The organism is Halanaerobium polyolivorans (assembly GCF_020711195.1).
Lineage (GTDB): Bacteria > Bacillota > Halanaerobiia > Halanaerobiales > Halanaerobiaceae > Halanaerobium > Halanaerobium polyolivorans.
On the sequence record NZ_JAJFAT010000024.1, the window covers coordinates 1 to 13,917 of the forward strand.

At 31.4% G+C, this 13,917-nt stretch carries 13 protein-coding genes and 3 pseudogenes; 6 read left to right on the forward strand and 10 right to left on the reverse strand.

The genetic code is table 11. The features are described from left to right. Positions 1-171: 171 nt before the first annotated feature. The 8 genes from LJ207_RS12545 to istA all read right to left on the reverse strand — a co-directional run bounded on the left by LJ207_RS12545 (position 172) and on the right by istA (position 6,134). Positions 172-588: an IS3 family transposase gene (locus LJ207_RS12545; RefSeq protein ID WP_229346660.1), complete on the reverse strand. Its 417-nt coding sequence runs from the start codon at positions 586-588 to the stop codon at positions 172-174. Between the two features lie 50 nt (positions 589-638). Then, positions 639-926, reverse strand: a complete 288-nt coding sequence (locus LJ207_RS11590) for a transposase (RefSeq protein WP_229346661.1) — start codon at positions 924-926, stop codon at positions 639-641. Positions 927-1,008: 82 nt separating this feature from the next. Then, a complete protein-coding gene (locus LJ207_RS11595) occupies positions 1,009-1,323 on the reverse strand; it encodes a hypothetical protein (RefSeq protein WP_229346662.1) in 315 nt (104 codons plus the stop codon). A gap of 128 nt (positions 1,324-1,451) precedes the next feature. After that, positions 1,452-2,129, reverse strand: a complete 678-nt coding sequence (locus LJ207_RS11600) for an IS3 family transposase (RefSeq protein WP_255666891.1) — start codon at positions 2,127-2,129, stop codon at positions 1,452-1,454. Between the two features lie 9 nt (positions 2,130-2,138). Further along, positions 2,139-2,327, reverse strand: coding sequence for a hypothetical protein (locus LJ207_RS11605; RefSeq protein WP_229346664.1), 189 nt, complete (start codon positions 2,325-2,327; stop codon positions 2,139-2,141). Between the two features lie 57 nt (positions 2,328-2,384). After that, complete coding sequence (locus LJ207_RS11610) at positions 2,385-2,672, reverse strand: transposase (protein ID WP_229346665.1); 288 nt, start codon at positions 2,670-2,672, stop codon at positions 2,385-2,387. Between the two features lie 1,196 nt (positions 2,673-3,868). Continuing rightward, on the reverse strand, positions 3,869-4,600 hold the full coding sequence (gene istB, locus LJ207_RS11615) for an IS21-like element helper ATPase IstB (RefSeq protein ID WP_229346670.1): 732 nt from the start codon (positions 4,598-4,600) through the stop codon (positions 3,869-3,871). Continuing rightward, positions 4,596-6,134 (reverse strand): IS21 family transposase, encoded by a 1,539-nt coding sequence (gene istA / locus LJ207_RS11620; protein ID WP_229346666.1) that lies wholly within the window; start codon positions 6,132-6,134, stop codon positions 4,596-4,598. Before istA ends, istB begins: the two co-directional genes overlap by 5 nt. 349 nt (positions 6,135-6,483) lie before the next feature. On the opposite strand from istA, the gene tnpA reads away from it, so the two are divergent. Then, complete coding sequence (gene tnpA / locus LJ207_RS11625; protein WP_229346667.1) at positions 6,484-6,873, forward strand: IS200/IS605 family transposase; 390 nt, start codon at positions 6,484-6,486, stop codon at positions 6,871-6,873. Positions 6,874-6,878: 5 nt separating this feature from the next. Beyond that, entirely contained in the window at positions 6,879-7,967 is a 1,089-nt protein-coding gene (locus tag LJ207_RS11630) for an RNA-guided endonuclease InsQ/TnpB family protein (RefSeq protein WP_229346671.1), read from the forward strand. A gap of 220 nt (positions 7,968-8,187) precedes the next feature. Here the strand turns inward: LJ207_RS11630 and LJ207_RS12395 are convergent, their stop codons facing one another. Next, positions 8,188-8,778, reverse strand: coding sequence for an HD-GYP domain-containing protein (locus LJ207_RS12395; RefSeq protein WP_255666892.1), 591 nt, complete (start codon positions 8,776-8,778; stop codon positions 8,188-8,190). Continuing rightward, positions 8,761-10,536: pseudogene (locus LJ207_RS11635) on the reverse strand (PocR ligand-binding domain-containing protein); the annotation flags it as partial. The gene LJ207_RS12395 and the pseudogene LJ207_RS11635, both read right to left, overlap by 18 nt. A gap of 303 nt (positions 10,537-10,839) precedes the next feature. Here LJ207_RS11635 and LJ207_RS11640 point away from each other — a divergent pair. The 4 genes and pseudogenes from LJ207_RS11640 to LJ207_RS11655 all read left to right on the forward strand — a co-directional run. Beyond that, complete coding sequence (locus LJ207_RS11640) at positions 10,840-10,962, forward strand: ATP-binding protein (protein ID WP_439649683.1); 123 nt, start codon at positions 10,840-10,842, stop codon at positions 10,960-10,962. Positions 10,963-11,453: 491 nt separating this feature from the next. Further along, complete coding sequence (locus tag LJ207_RS11645; protein ID WP_229346668.1) at positions 11,454-12,626, forward strand: HD-GYP domain-containing protein; 1,173 nt, start codon at positions 11,454-11,456, stop codon at positions 12,624-12,626. A gap of 11 nt (positions 12,627-12,637) precedes the next feature. Then, a pseudogene (locus LJ207_RS11650) lies at positions 12,638-12,864 on the forward strand (IS3 family transposase); the annotation flags it as partial. 239 nt (positions 12,865-13,103) lie between these two features. Then, positions 13,104-13,917: pseudogene (locus LJ207_RS11655) on the forward strand (hypothetical protein); the annotation flags it as partial.

Below are 13,917 nucleotides of genomic sequence, written 5' to 3' on the forward strand. Positions count from 1 at the left end.
TTAGATTACCTAACACCTGTTGAATATAGATATTTAATGTTCGATAAAAAATTGTTGTAAAAAGGGTTGACAATCCAGTGCTTTAAGAGCTTCTTTTGTGCGGCATCTTAGGCCTTCATGATGACCTACAATTTCTTTGGTAAATACATCAATAATATCAAACATATATACCTACTGACCACTGTTATCTATGTACATCTGGACCATATCCATCTCCCAGAGCTGGTTAGGTCCAGTTAGTTCATGTTTTTGTCTCAATTGATATTCTTTAGGTTTTGGAACTATTTTATCCTGCAGGAGGTCTAAAACCTTCATAATGCGGTAAATTCGCTTGTGATTTACTTTTAGATTTTCTGTATATTTCAAGTAATTAGTTACCATTCTGTAGCTCAGGTGAGGAGACTCACCACAGTAATCTTTAACCAGTTGAACAACATCTTCTTCTGGAACTAAATTACCATCTTTATCATAGGCTGGATGACCAGAATAGAGTTGATTTTCAGTATTTTCATCTTCGTCTTGATCATTATTCTGACGGTAATAGTAGGTACTTCTAGCTATATTAAAAGTTCGGCATAGTTCTGCCACAGTATAATCTGATTTAAGCTGATCAATTATCTTTATTTTATCAGTAGTATTTAGTTCTGCCAGGGCTTTTTTTTAAGGATTTCCATTTGGACTTTCTGCTGCCCAATAATTTTTTCCATCTCTTTGATTTGTTCGTCTTTGTCTTTAAGCCTGGCTTCCTGTTCAGTAACAGAATCACCACTGAGCTTACTCATGCCACCATCTAAAAATTCTTTTTTCCAGAGATAGATAGAATTGCGGCTGACATCAAATTCATCAGCAAGATCAGATACTTTTTCACCTTTAATAGCACGAAGAACAATTTCCATTTTTTCATCAGGATCATATGATTTAGGCATTTGCTTTTACCCCCTATAATTATTATAAAATGTTAAATTGGCATTTGTCCAATATCCTTAGGGGGCGTTACAATTTTTTTACTTACAATGTTTTAATTTCATTTTTATCAGTACTTAATCCTTTCATTTTCATGAATTGATTAATTATAATATATGTAATAGAGAAAAAAACTAAAATTATTATCCCATCTTTAGTATCTGTTTTAGTTGCTATATTATTCATTTGTAATAAAGCCATAATTATAAAGCTCAAGATATAAGAAAGTGTACCTGAAAAAATTATATTTAGAAGTTTTAGTTTTTTCTTTTTTTTCCAACGTAAAATAAAATAAACTATAAGGTAAATAGGACTGTACCAACCTATAATATAAGAAATTATATTTGTAGCAGAATACATAACAATTCTCCTTTCATAAGATTAACATAATCGACTTTTTATTAAAATATTATCTGAGCGAGCCCCTCTAATCTTGGACAAGCTTTAGTATGATTTGTTTAACACAAATTCTCAGTAAATTTAACCATTTATGCAGCAAATTTAATTCCTGAAACTAAGTTGTTCAGAATGTTTTTATGATAAACTGTTGGTGGTATTTTACCAACCGATGAATGTGGTCTTCTGTTATTGTATTTATCAATAAATTTAGCAATAGAATTCCTGCAGTGGTTTATGCTGCGGTAATGTGTTTGATATACTTCAGCTCTTTTTAAAGTGCCGTGAAAGCTTTCAATATAACCGTTTTCTTCAGGTGTATTTACCATTGTTCTTTCATGAGATATATCCAGTTCTCTAATCCTGGTCTGAAACTCTCGACTTCTAAATTGAACGCCATTATCAGTTCTTAAAACTAGATCATCAGTGTTTCGATTTTCTACTGCTTCATCAAGTGCTTTGAGGGCTTCTTTTGTGCGGCATCTTAGGCCTTCATGATGACCTACAATTTCTCTGGTAAATACATCAATAATATCAAACATATATACCCACTGACCACTGTTATCTATGTACATCTGGACCATATCCATCTCCCAGAGCTGGTTAGGTCCAGTTAGTTCGTGTTTTTGTCTTAATTGATATTCTTTAGGTTTTGTTACTATCTTATCCTGCAGGAGGTCTAAGACCTTCATAATGCGATAAATTCGCTTATGATTAACTTTTAGATTTTCTGTATAATTCAAGTAATCAGTTACCATTCTGTAGCCCAGGTGAGGAGACTAACCACAGTAATCTTTAACCAGTTGAACAACATCTTCTTCTGGAACTAAATTACCATCTTTATCATAAGCTGGATGACCAGAATAGAGTTGTCCTTCATTGTTTTTATCTTCGTCTTGACCATTGTTTTGACGGTAATAGTAGGTGCTTCTGGCTATATTAAATGTTCTACATAGCCCTGCTTGCACCTGCTACAGTATAGTCTGTTTTGAGTTGATTAATTATCTTGGTTTTATCGGCAGTGTTTAGTTCTGCCAGGGCTTTTTTTTAAGGATTTCCATCTGAACTTTCTGTTGGCTAATAATTTTCTCCATCTCTTTAATTTGTTCGTCTTTTTCTTTAAGCTTGGCTTCTTGTTCAGTAACAGATTCGCTACTAAGTTTGCTCATGCCACCTTCTAAAAACTCGTTTTTCCAGAGATAGATAGAATTGCGGCTGACATCAAATTCATCAGCAAGATCAGATACTTTTTCACCTTTAATAGCACGAAGAACAATTTCCATTTTTTCATCAGGATCATATGATTTAGGCATTTGCTTTTACCCCCTATAATTATTATAAAATGTTAAATTGGCATTTGTCCAATATCCTTAGGGGGCGTTACATTATCCTCATAGTATAATATACACCATAAATACTATTATTCCTTTATATATTTTTTTAATATAATGGTTATACTGCGAAAATTATTAATTAGCAATTTTTGAACTGAACAATCCCTATTATGAAAGGGGTGTCAAATTATTAAAATATCCATAATTGACTTTTCGCAGTGCAATCATACAATAAATTCTAATATATAATTTAGGCCTTTTCTTTTTGGTGGTTGATATAAGTGATATTACAAAAATATTTAAAACCAGTGAATTTGAAAATATAATGGAAATAAGAATTGAATAAATAGCGACCAAAATTTTAAATCAGTCAAACTATAATTATGGAAAATTTCAGTCCAAAAACCCCATCCAATCAGGATCAAAAAACTTGACTTTTCAACCCAAATAATGTAGTCTAGAAACTACGGAAGGTTTTGCAGGGTCAAAAGTGTTAATACCCAAAAAGTCAAACGCTTTTCAAATTTTAATACTGGAAATCTTACTTAAATAACTCTAAATATTTTCTGAAAATGGTCTTTTTTATTGTCGTCAAGACACTTAAATTACCAACTTAAACAGCTCACAAAGGCTGTCAGATTAATAAATATAATTTTTTCTCATAAATTCTTTGACGATAATAAGAGTAGCTGTTATAATATTTATTGTTGCTTAAGAAAAGTTTTAACTGTGCGCCCGTAGCTCAACTGGATAGAGCGTCTGACTACGGATCAGTAGGCTAAGGGTTTGCGCTTTTTTTGAAAATACCATTTAAAATCATCTATATAATAATCACTTAAACATCTCCCAGCGACTAATTACTTGGGAGATTTGTTTGTTTAAATATACCTTTTTTATGGTATTAAAAAGTTTTGAGATGATTTTTGAAAATAATTCATGCCCATAAAATTGAATATCAATTATTAGAAATAATGAAGATAAAAAAAGCAACCAAACTTGAAGATTTGTTCTGCAATAGTAAGGAGAAGAGACTGACCCCATTTTTATGAACAAATATTATTGCAATAAAGCATATTAGATTAGTCAAATTTATTTCTGTACTTGTTTTTTGCAAGTTAAAATTCCCGGTTTTTGCAAAGTTTTTTTAGCAGCCACCCAATAGGGAAAAATTAAAGTTAATTTTGGGCTCCTTTCATCAGTGAATTTTTGATTCTATGACTGTCACCAGGAAAAACAAGTAGGTGACTGTGGTGCACTAATCTATCAATTAAAGCAGCTGTCATCTGCTCATCATAAAAAATATTAGCCCATTTACTAAATTCAAGATTTGTAGTGATTATCAAGCTCTTTTTCTCATAACAGTCTGAGATTATCTGGAATAGGAGCTGGGATCCCTCTCTGTCGAGAGGAATATAGCCCCATTCATCACAAATTATTAAGTCGGCTTTTTCTATCTTTTTAAATATTTTATCCAGTTTTCTTTCTTCTTTGGCTTTGCTTAATTGATTAACCAGGGTTGCAGTCCTAAAGAATAAAACTGATTTTCTCTGGCGACAAGCTTCTAGGCCAATCGCCGTTGCAAGGTGGCTTTTACCTGTGCCGGCAGCCCCATATAAAATTAAATTTTCATTTTTCTCAATAAAAGTCCCGGTTTTTAGATCTTCAATTGATAGTGCAGAAGGTATTCTGATTTCATCAAAAGAGTAGCCTTCAAAGATCTTAATAGTATAAAATTTAGCCTGTTTAATCAGTCTTTCTATCTTTTTTGCTTTACGGTATTCAACTTCATTTTGCAGTATTTTAAGTAGAAATTCGTGTCGATTTTCAGCTTCAATACTTTCAAAATTATCAGCTATGTTCTGACTTAATTTGAGTGTTTTACAGCAGGCTGCAATTTGCTCTTTAATCATTGGCCTCTACTCCATCTGCTACAGTATAGAAAGTATCATAAAAACTAATATCAGGTTTTAGTTCAGGTAATTCAGGTGCATTTTTAGCTGCTAAATGTCCATCTAGTTCCATAATCTTAGAGTTCTTTCTCTTAAATAGGACCTGGATGCTGTCAGTATCACTTGCTCCATGAGAGATAGCATCTAAGAGTGCATCTACTGCAACCTCAAAATTTGTTTCTTCTGTAAGGGTATTTAGAGTTTTTAGTGTTGCTTTTAAGTTCTCGTAATCTAAAGTATCAAAATAATCTTTAGCTGCCTGGGGAAATAGATCATAGATTCCAGTATATTTTAAAGCTGTTGGTCTTTTTGATATCTGATCTAAATATAGAATCCAGTTAATTGATTCCTGTTTTAAGTCACCATAAAGCCTATCATGAGTGACAACTTCTTTAAGATCTTGATCTAAGATTATCACTTTATCAGCTGTAAGTTTAACAAAAATATTACTTTTAGCAAGACTTGGTTTAGTTGAATACCTGTGTTTACCTTTATTAATAGTAATACAGGCATTAGCATCAGTTTTCTTGGAAACAACTATTGCTGGCTCAAACTCAACTTCAGGCATTGGTAATAATGCTTTTAGATCAGCCTGAAATAGTTCATGCTGAGTAGCGTTTTTTCTGTAATGTTCACGGTACTGATCATCATCAAGTTCAATAAGTAGTGATTTATTGAATTCATCTAAATTATCAAATTCTGGTGGTGGTACAAAGTAGTTGCGTCTGTGGTAACCAACTTTACCCTCAATATTGCCTTTTTCATTCGCACTTGCTGGATTACAAAATACTGCTTCAAATCTAAAGTGGTTTTTAAACATCATAAAGTGTTCAGTCAGCTTTCGATATTTGTTTTTTCCAATATCTGAAACCATGCTAGAGGCATTATCAAAAACTATTCTTGAGGGAACACCACCGAGATGATTAAATATGTTTATCATACCCTGTTCTAAACATTGCAGGTTTTCACCTTTAAAAAGCTGTGTATAACCAGTATTACTCTGTGGGAAACTGAGATTTAAGTGGCGTCCTTCATAAAAAGTTCCATTTTCTCTGAAATCAGTTCTGCCGAAATCAACCTGAGCTTCACCAGGCAGATGTTTAAGTGGTAAAAAGAATTTCGGTTCATCAGAAAATATCTCTTTCTTTTTAACTCGCACATATTCAGCTAACAATCGATATGAGCAGTCATATTTACTGCCATAGAGTTCAGTTAATCTGGTATGTACTCTTTTTGCGGTATGACGCTGTTTTAGCCAGGATTTTTTATCAGCTTCAAGCCATTTATCAATAGTTTTCTTAAATGGATCCAGCTTTGAGCCACGTTTTGATCTTTCAGGTGGTTCTAAAACTAGATTAAAATCAGTCATATCAAGGTATTTATTAATTGTTTTGCGATCATGACCTGTTTTTCTCATTATTTCAGCCACATTTAAGCCTTTCTTAAAGTACAGTTCTTTGATATCATTAATATCAGTCATTGCTAATGTCATCTCCATTTTCCTCTCTTATATAAGTTGTGGTTGACTTAATATAAGGGTACGGTATTTTGGGGGTGACTGCAATGACTTTTTTATTCTGCAATAATATTTGTTCATAAAAATGGGGTCAGTCTCGAATACTACTTTGCAATTCCCGGTAATTATATTATGCAACAAATAAATAACAAAGCTGTTAAACTTTTTAAAATCATCCTTTTTTATTACCGAATTGTAGCCGAGAAAGCCTCGCTTATGTTAATGGGCGGGGATGAATCGGCTATTTTATATAATACACTCCTTGAACAAGAACCCCTTTTATAATATAATGGATATAACAACTGATATTAAGGGGTTTTTAATGATGAATACCTATAAAAGTACAAGACACGCAAAGTTTCTTTTAAACTATCATTTTATATGGATACCTAAATACAGAAAACATATTTTAGATAATCCTAAAATCAAACAATTAACTTTAGATACCATTAATGAATTAGCTGATACACATAATTTTGAAGTATTAGCTACTGAAATAATGCCAGACCACATACACCTTTTTATATCAGCTTTGCCTAAGTATTCTCCTAGTAAGCTAATGAATATTATTAAAGGTACTACTGGAAGAAGAATATCGAAACACTTTCCTAAATCAAATATTAAAGGTTCTGTATGGACTAGAGCTTATTTTGTAGCTACTGCTGGTAATGTAAGTTCAGAAACGCTCCAACACTATATTGAAAATCAAAGGTGATTAATATGCAACTAACTTATATTCTAGAATTATTAAAACCAACTAAAAGAAAACAAAATATATTTTTAAACAGCATTGCAGAAGTAGTTAAGAATCGTCAATTTATTGCTGAGAAACTTAAAGCAGGAGAAAACAAGTTGAGTTCTGCTGATTTTAAAGAGATAAACCTCCCTTCTGCTGTTAAGAATCAGAATATTAGAGAAGTCAAAGCACTCTATAAGTTGTTTTTAAAATCTAACTCTAGTAAAGATAATTTAGCTTTTAAAGCTAACCAGCCCATCTGCTATAATAATCAAAATTATAAAATTGATCATCATATAATTTCTATTCCTCTTTATTCTACTAAATGTCAGAGGTTTGCCTTTCCTGTTAAGCAGACTGAAAGGTTTGAAGAACTGCATAAATATATCAAAAGTGGCTGCAAACTAGGTAAAGCCAGCCTCTTCTATAAAAGAGGGAAATGGTACTTCGCAGTAACAATTAAAATTGCTGATAAAGAAACTACTAACTCTAGGGTAATAGGAATTGATATAGGACTTCGACAATTAGCTGTTGCTAGTATTAAAAATTCTCAAGGGAAAGAAATTAATCGTCAATTCCATAATGGCAAACAAGCTGGTTTTATTCGTAAAAAATATCGTTCGTTAAGAAGAAAACTAGGTCAAGCTAAGAGAGTCAAAGCTATTAAAAATATTGACGACAAAGAGCAGAGATGGATGACTGATTTAAACCATAAAATTAGTAGACAACTTATTAATCTTGCTGTGCAAGAGCAAGTTGGTACTGTAATTATGGAGAATCTAGAGAATATCCAAAATACTGCTAAAAGTCTTAATAGAGCAGATAGAAACCTTCATAACTGGACTTTTTATCAACTTCAACAATTTATTGAATATAAAGCCCAATTAGCTGGGATTAAGGTGGAATATATTAACCCTAAATATACCTCCCAGAGTTGTTGTAAATGTGCTAAAGTTAAAAAAGCTAATCGCAAAGCTAATCTATACTCTTGTGAGTGTGGTAATCATATCCACTCTGATTTAAATGCAAGTAGAAATATAGCTAATAAATATTTAGAACAACAATCTGCTTAGATGGTAATAATCTAAGTGCCTAAGTGGCTATATGCCTATCTTAGGAGGGCTGATGGCACAGCCTAAAGTTTGCGTCATACTTGCCTACCAGAAATGGACTGGCATTTAATCAGCAGATAACCTCGTAAGTTCCTTTAAGGAATCCTCGTTCGTGACGATAGGAACGGGCGGGGAGGATGTCAAAACAAACAAAAGTAAAAATAATTAATTTAGTAGTACTTTAAAAAGGCTTATTCATCATATCAATAAAATCTTCAGCCAATTCAGGATCAAACTGGCTACCTGCACAATCTTTGATTTCAGCTAGTGCTTTATCTTTTGAGATAGCCTTGCTGTAAGGTCTCTCATGAGTCATAACATCATAGGCATCTATAATCGATATTATGCGAGCTAGAAAAGGTATCTCTTTAGCTTTTAAGCCACCTGGATAACCACTACCATCCCAATGTTCATGGTGGCCTAATATGTCCTCAGCTATTAATATAAATTCTTCAGATGCAGAAGCGATTTTGTAGCCCTGTTTAGAATGGTTTTTCATAATCTCCCATTCTTCGTTATTAAGCTTGCCTGCTTTAGTTAATATTTCTTCTGAAATGGTAGTTTTACCGATATCATGCATAGATGCTAATAATGAGAGCCTGTTAATTTCGGCATAAGTCAGTTTTAATTTGCTTCCAAATCTAACAGCCAGTTTATTCATTCTTTCGGCATGCTCTCTTGTTTCATTGCTTTTTGCACTAAGACTGTTTAAAAGACTTTTTACAATCTTATTTTTGCTGCTTTTGCTTTCGGATAATTTGTTTTGATACATATTGTCATCTGCTTTTTTTAGCACTTCATTTATATCCTGAGTTTGATTTTCTTTAGTGGCCGAACCCATAGCAATTGAGATTGGTATATCCCACTTGTTATTTACAAGATCTATTTTGTCTCTAATTCTTTTTAATATTATATTTAACTGCTCACTACTAGTTTTAGGCAGCAATACAGCAAATTCATCCCCACCCTGACGGGCGATAATATCTTCTTCTCTTAAAGTTTCCTTTAATATTTCAGCTGCTTTTATTAATACCTCATCACCTTTTTCATGACCGTAACTGTCATTGATAAGTTTTAAACCGTTGAGATCGGCCATAATAAAACTTATCGGCAGCTGCCTTTTTGTATCCAGTCTATCAAGCTCTTCTTCAAAAAATCTGCGGTTATAAAGATTAGTTAAGCTATCATGAAAAGATTTGTATTCTAATTCTTTTCGATAATACAGTTTATCTAAAGCTGCTTTAGTACTTGCAATAAGAGTTTCAGCAAGCTCAAGATCTTTTTGATCAAAATCATTTTTTTTGGTAGATATCGCCAGAAAAACACCAATATCCTCGATAGGTACAGCAATAGCGGACCTATATATTTTTTTAGTTGGTCGTGCATAGGGATCTTTTTCTGCATCCGATGTAAGATAACTTTCATTGTTTTTAAATGCTTTACCAATAATTCCATGATTTAGAGGAAGAATTTCTGTTTCCATTCCCTTAGAAATTGCAACTGGAACAAATTTATTATCCTTAACCAGGCTAATATGAGATAGATCAAAATTTAGTATCTCTTTGGCGGTATCGATGTTTTTCTGACAGATGTCTTCTTCATTATCAAGTTTTTGAAGCTCGATTGCTATTTTATGAAGTTCTTTTATAATCTGCTTATATTTTTTCTCTTTTGAAATATCAATGTGAACACCAAACATTTTATGAGGTCTGCCATCATCTGTCCAGGAAATTATTTTACCCCTGCCGAGCGTCCAGACCCAGTGACCTTTTTTATGTTTCATTCTAACCTCAAAATCATATTGCTCAATTACTCCGCTGAAATTTTTTTCCAAAAGTTTTTTCGATTTTTTTGAATCTTCTGGATGAGTCAACTCTTTCCAGGTTTTAATAGTAATTGGTTCAAGCTCATTAAGTTCATAACCTAACATTTCTTCCCATTTTTCATTGCAGATTATTTCTTCTGTCTGCACATTCCATTCCCAGGTTCCCGCTTTGGTACCTTCAATAATCGAGTTTAATCTGTCTTTTTGAGATTTAATTTTTTTGTATGATACTTCTAATAAACTATTTAGTTCTTGCTGTTCCTTTTTTTCAACAGTCAAATCTGAAATTATTTCAATTATATTAATTAAGATTTTTATGTTTTCTTTAACTTTAGCTTCTGATACCACAGGTATTTTTTTAACTGCTGAAAGATATAAATTTTCATTAAAATTATATTGCTTTGCTTGTTTTTTAAAAAAATTCATTGAGGGTTCTTCAAAGAAAAACTGACCAGTAAAAAGATTAGCAAAATGTTCTCCTTTTATAATAATTGGAAAAACAACATCAATCAAACCATTCAAACATTTATAAACATAATAATCGTCCCCTTCGGACATCTTATTTGTTAGAATAGTATCACTTTTTTTACAATTTTTTGCAGTTTCTTTATTAACTCTATGAAAATCAGTACAGACTTTTCTCCAACCTGATTTAGATAATATATTGCCCTCAAGATCAAGAATTGCTGTTACAAAACCTGTTGCTTGATTAAAATCTTAAAGTAATACATTAAGCCGTTCAAAATCAAAATATTCGCTGATATTTACATCCATTTTTCCTACCACCTATCTAGCCTCTAAAAGTGCATCTTTCTGTCTGGCAGGTTTTTGTTTGCTACTTGAAACTCTTATGTAACCATATTTTCTACTACTTATATTATTTCACTTTTATTTTCAAGTATTAGTTATAGTATATCATAAAAGCTTCAAAAGGTGCATCGTTATTATGAGAGATACCAAAATTGAATTTAATACCTTTTGAAACGAATATAGCAAAATAGGTATCTAATAGGCGATCAGACTATTACAGCTGCAATTTTAGATTGCATAGTTCATAAGTGCGAAATCATCAATTTAGATGGAAATAGCTGCAGATTGACTCACCGAGAAACCATTTTTGGAAAATCTTAATGAGCGAAAAGTGTTAGGATAATAGCTCTTTTCTAGTGAAAGTTTTTGTTTTTAAAAAAATAGTTACAAAACTTTAATCTTTATGGTATAATTAAAGCGCCATAAAACATTGATTAAAGTGATCCTGATACTCTTTTGAGAGTATCTGAGCGTCGGAGCTCCAAATTATTTTAATTAGTTTTGTGGCTTTTTTTATTTTTGCTATTTTAAAAAGGATCAGAGAATGGTATTTATCTTTGAAAAGAGCAATCAACCCAGGTATATTTTGGGTAAATCTATGTAGATAAAAATATACTGCTCGTTTGTAAAGGATGAGCTTTTTCTGGAGTAGATATTCTGACAATATTTTATCAGATTATTTTAGGAAAAATAAGAGCCTATCTTAATTTATTTTGATTAATATTTATCGTTTTCTAATGGATTAATTTGATAGATAACATTTTATCGGATTAGTATAAAATAATTAATGGAGTATTTAAGGGGTTATATTAATGAAGTTTAATTTAAATCAATTCCTGATTTCTATTTCTTTTGTATTAGATTATATTGAAATCGATATTTTAGATGATATTTCAAATCATGGCAAGAGAGTTGGCTATATTGCTTTAAAAATGGGCGAACAATTCAACATGTCATCAGAAGATAAATTTACCTTGCTTGCTTTTGCAATAATGCATGATATAGGTGGAGTCGAAAATGAAGCTAGAGTAAGTAAAACTGAGCTAGAAAAAGCAAAAAACCACTGCATTATTGGAGAAAAAAGTGTTGAAAAATTTCCTTTTTTAAATGAATATGAAAATGTTATATTATATCATCACGAAAATTATGATGGAAGTGGATTTTTTGCTAAGAAGGGAAAAGAGATTCCTATATTTTCGCAAATAATTTCAATAGCAGATTATTTTGAATTAAGGTATATTGATGATATAGAAAGACATGAATTAATTTCAAAAATTAGAAAACAAAAATCTAAGAAATTTTCTAAAGAAATAGTTGATAAGTTTTTAAATATAACTAATAATGAAAGCTTTTGGCTGAGTTTAGAGGATAATTTTGTTTTAAATGCAATAAAGAAAGAAAGCCCAAATCATTCTTTAGATTATTCCTATCAAGAAATACATAAAATCACAGCTTTATTTTCTGATATAACAGATTCAAAATCAAATTTTACACAACTTCATTCTAAGAAATTAAGTGAAAAAGCAGGGATTATGGCAGATTATTATGGTTTTAATAATCAAAAAAAATGCAAATTTATAATTGCAGCTGATTTGCATGATATAGGTAAATTAGCAATTCCTAATATGATTTTGGATAAGCCAAGCAAGTTAACTAAACAAGAATATAGGAGAGTAAAGGCTCATAGTTTTTATACTAGAAAAGCACTTGAAACAATAGATGGTCTTGAGGATGTTGCAAAATGGGCTGGGAATCATCATGAAAAAAATGATGGGTCTGGATATCCTTATGGGTTAACAGAAGACCAGTTAGACTTTCCTTCTCAAATATTAGTAGCCCTTGATATTTATCAAGCACTTAAAGAAGAAAGGCCTTACAGAAATCATATGAAACATGGTGAAGCTATGGAAATATTAAACAGGATGGCGGCGGAAGGCAAAATCAATTTAAAAGTAACTAGAGATATAGATAGAATATTTAATTAAATTGTTACTGTAGTGTATGCTATTCAGGGTGCCCTTATGATAATGCATTGGTAGAAGCAGCCTTCAAAGTAGTTAAGACTGAATTTGCTTATGATAGATCTTCAACAGCTTTGAAGAACTGGAATATGAGCTATTTGACTATGTTAACTTGTATAATAACCACAGAATCTACGGGTCGATAGATTACCTAATACCTGTTGAATATAGATATCTAATGTTCGATAAAAAATTGTTGTAAAAGAGTTGATAATCCATTCTTTCATTCCCATTATAACTAAATACAATATTTTTATTTAAGCAGTTTCTATTCATAAAGGAACTGCTTTTTGAATGCAATAATTTCCAAATAATGGCTTGAAAAGAAAATAAAAACATGATACAATATAATTAATGGTAAAAAAAGTAATTAAAAGAATAAAATTCTATATAAGGAGGTGCAATATTTACTTTTTTAAAATATAAGAAAGGGTGCTTATCATGAAATATAATAAAGTGCAGTCAAATTTTTGGATAAGTAGTGATGTCATGAAATGGGACAAAAACACAATATTTATTGCCCTTTATATTTTAACCAACCAACACCGTAGTTCCGAAGGTATTTATCGATTACCGAAAGCATATGTTTCTGAAGATGCAAATTTTGAGCCTCACGAGGTAGAAAAAGCTTTTGAAGAACTTATTGAATCTGATTTCATAAGATATGATAGTGAAACATCGGTGATCATGATAACCAAAGCTTTAAAATATCAAACTGTAAATAATCCCAATCATCAAAAAGCAGCATTAAAAATATTAAAACCTTTACCAAAAAGTTATTTATTAATCGATTTTATAAAGCAGGCCGATAAATACTGCAGATCTTTCAAAGAGTTTCTTTTGGAATCACTGGAAGATGAGCTTCTAGCTGAAGTTCAGAAAAAGAAGAATGAAATCATTAAAAATACAAATGATGGTATATCAGTTGGTATTGATGATGCCATCGGTAATCCACAAGCACTAACACAATCACTAACAACACCAACACAAAAACAATCACGAAAACGTAACGAAAAGATGGTTATTGATAATTTAAATACTGATATTAGTAAAAATATTGACTTTGCTGATGTAAAATTGAAAGATAGTAAAGAACTTTGGGAACTATCTCCAGAAAGCAAAGCTGTAGAATTAACTAAATATTTAATTGAAAAGATTAAAGATAATAATTACAGGGCAAGGGTTCCAGAAACTGATCTTGATAATAAATTGTTCAATAAATGGGTAAAAGAACTGGAAAAGATAAATAGACTCG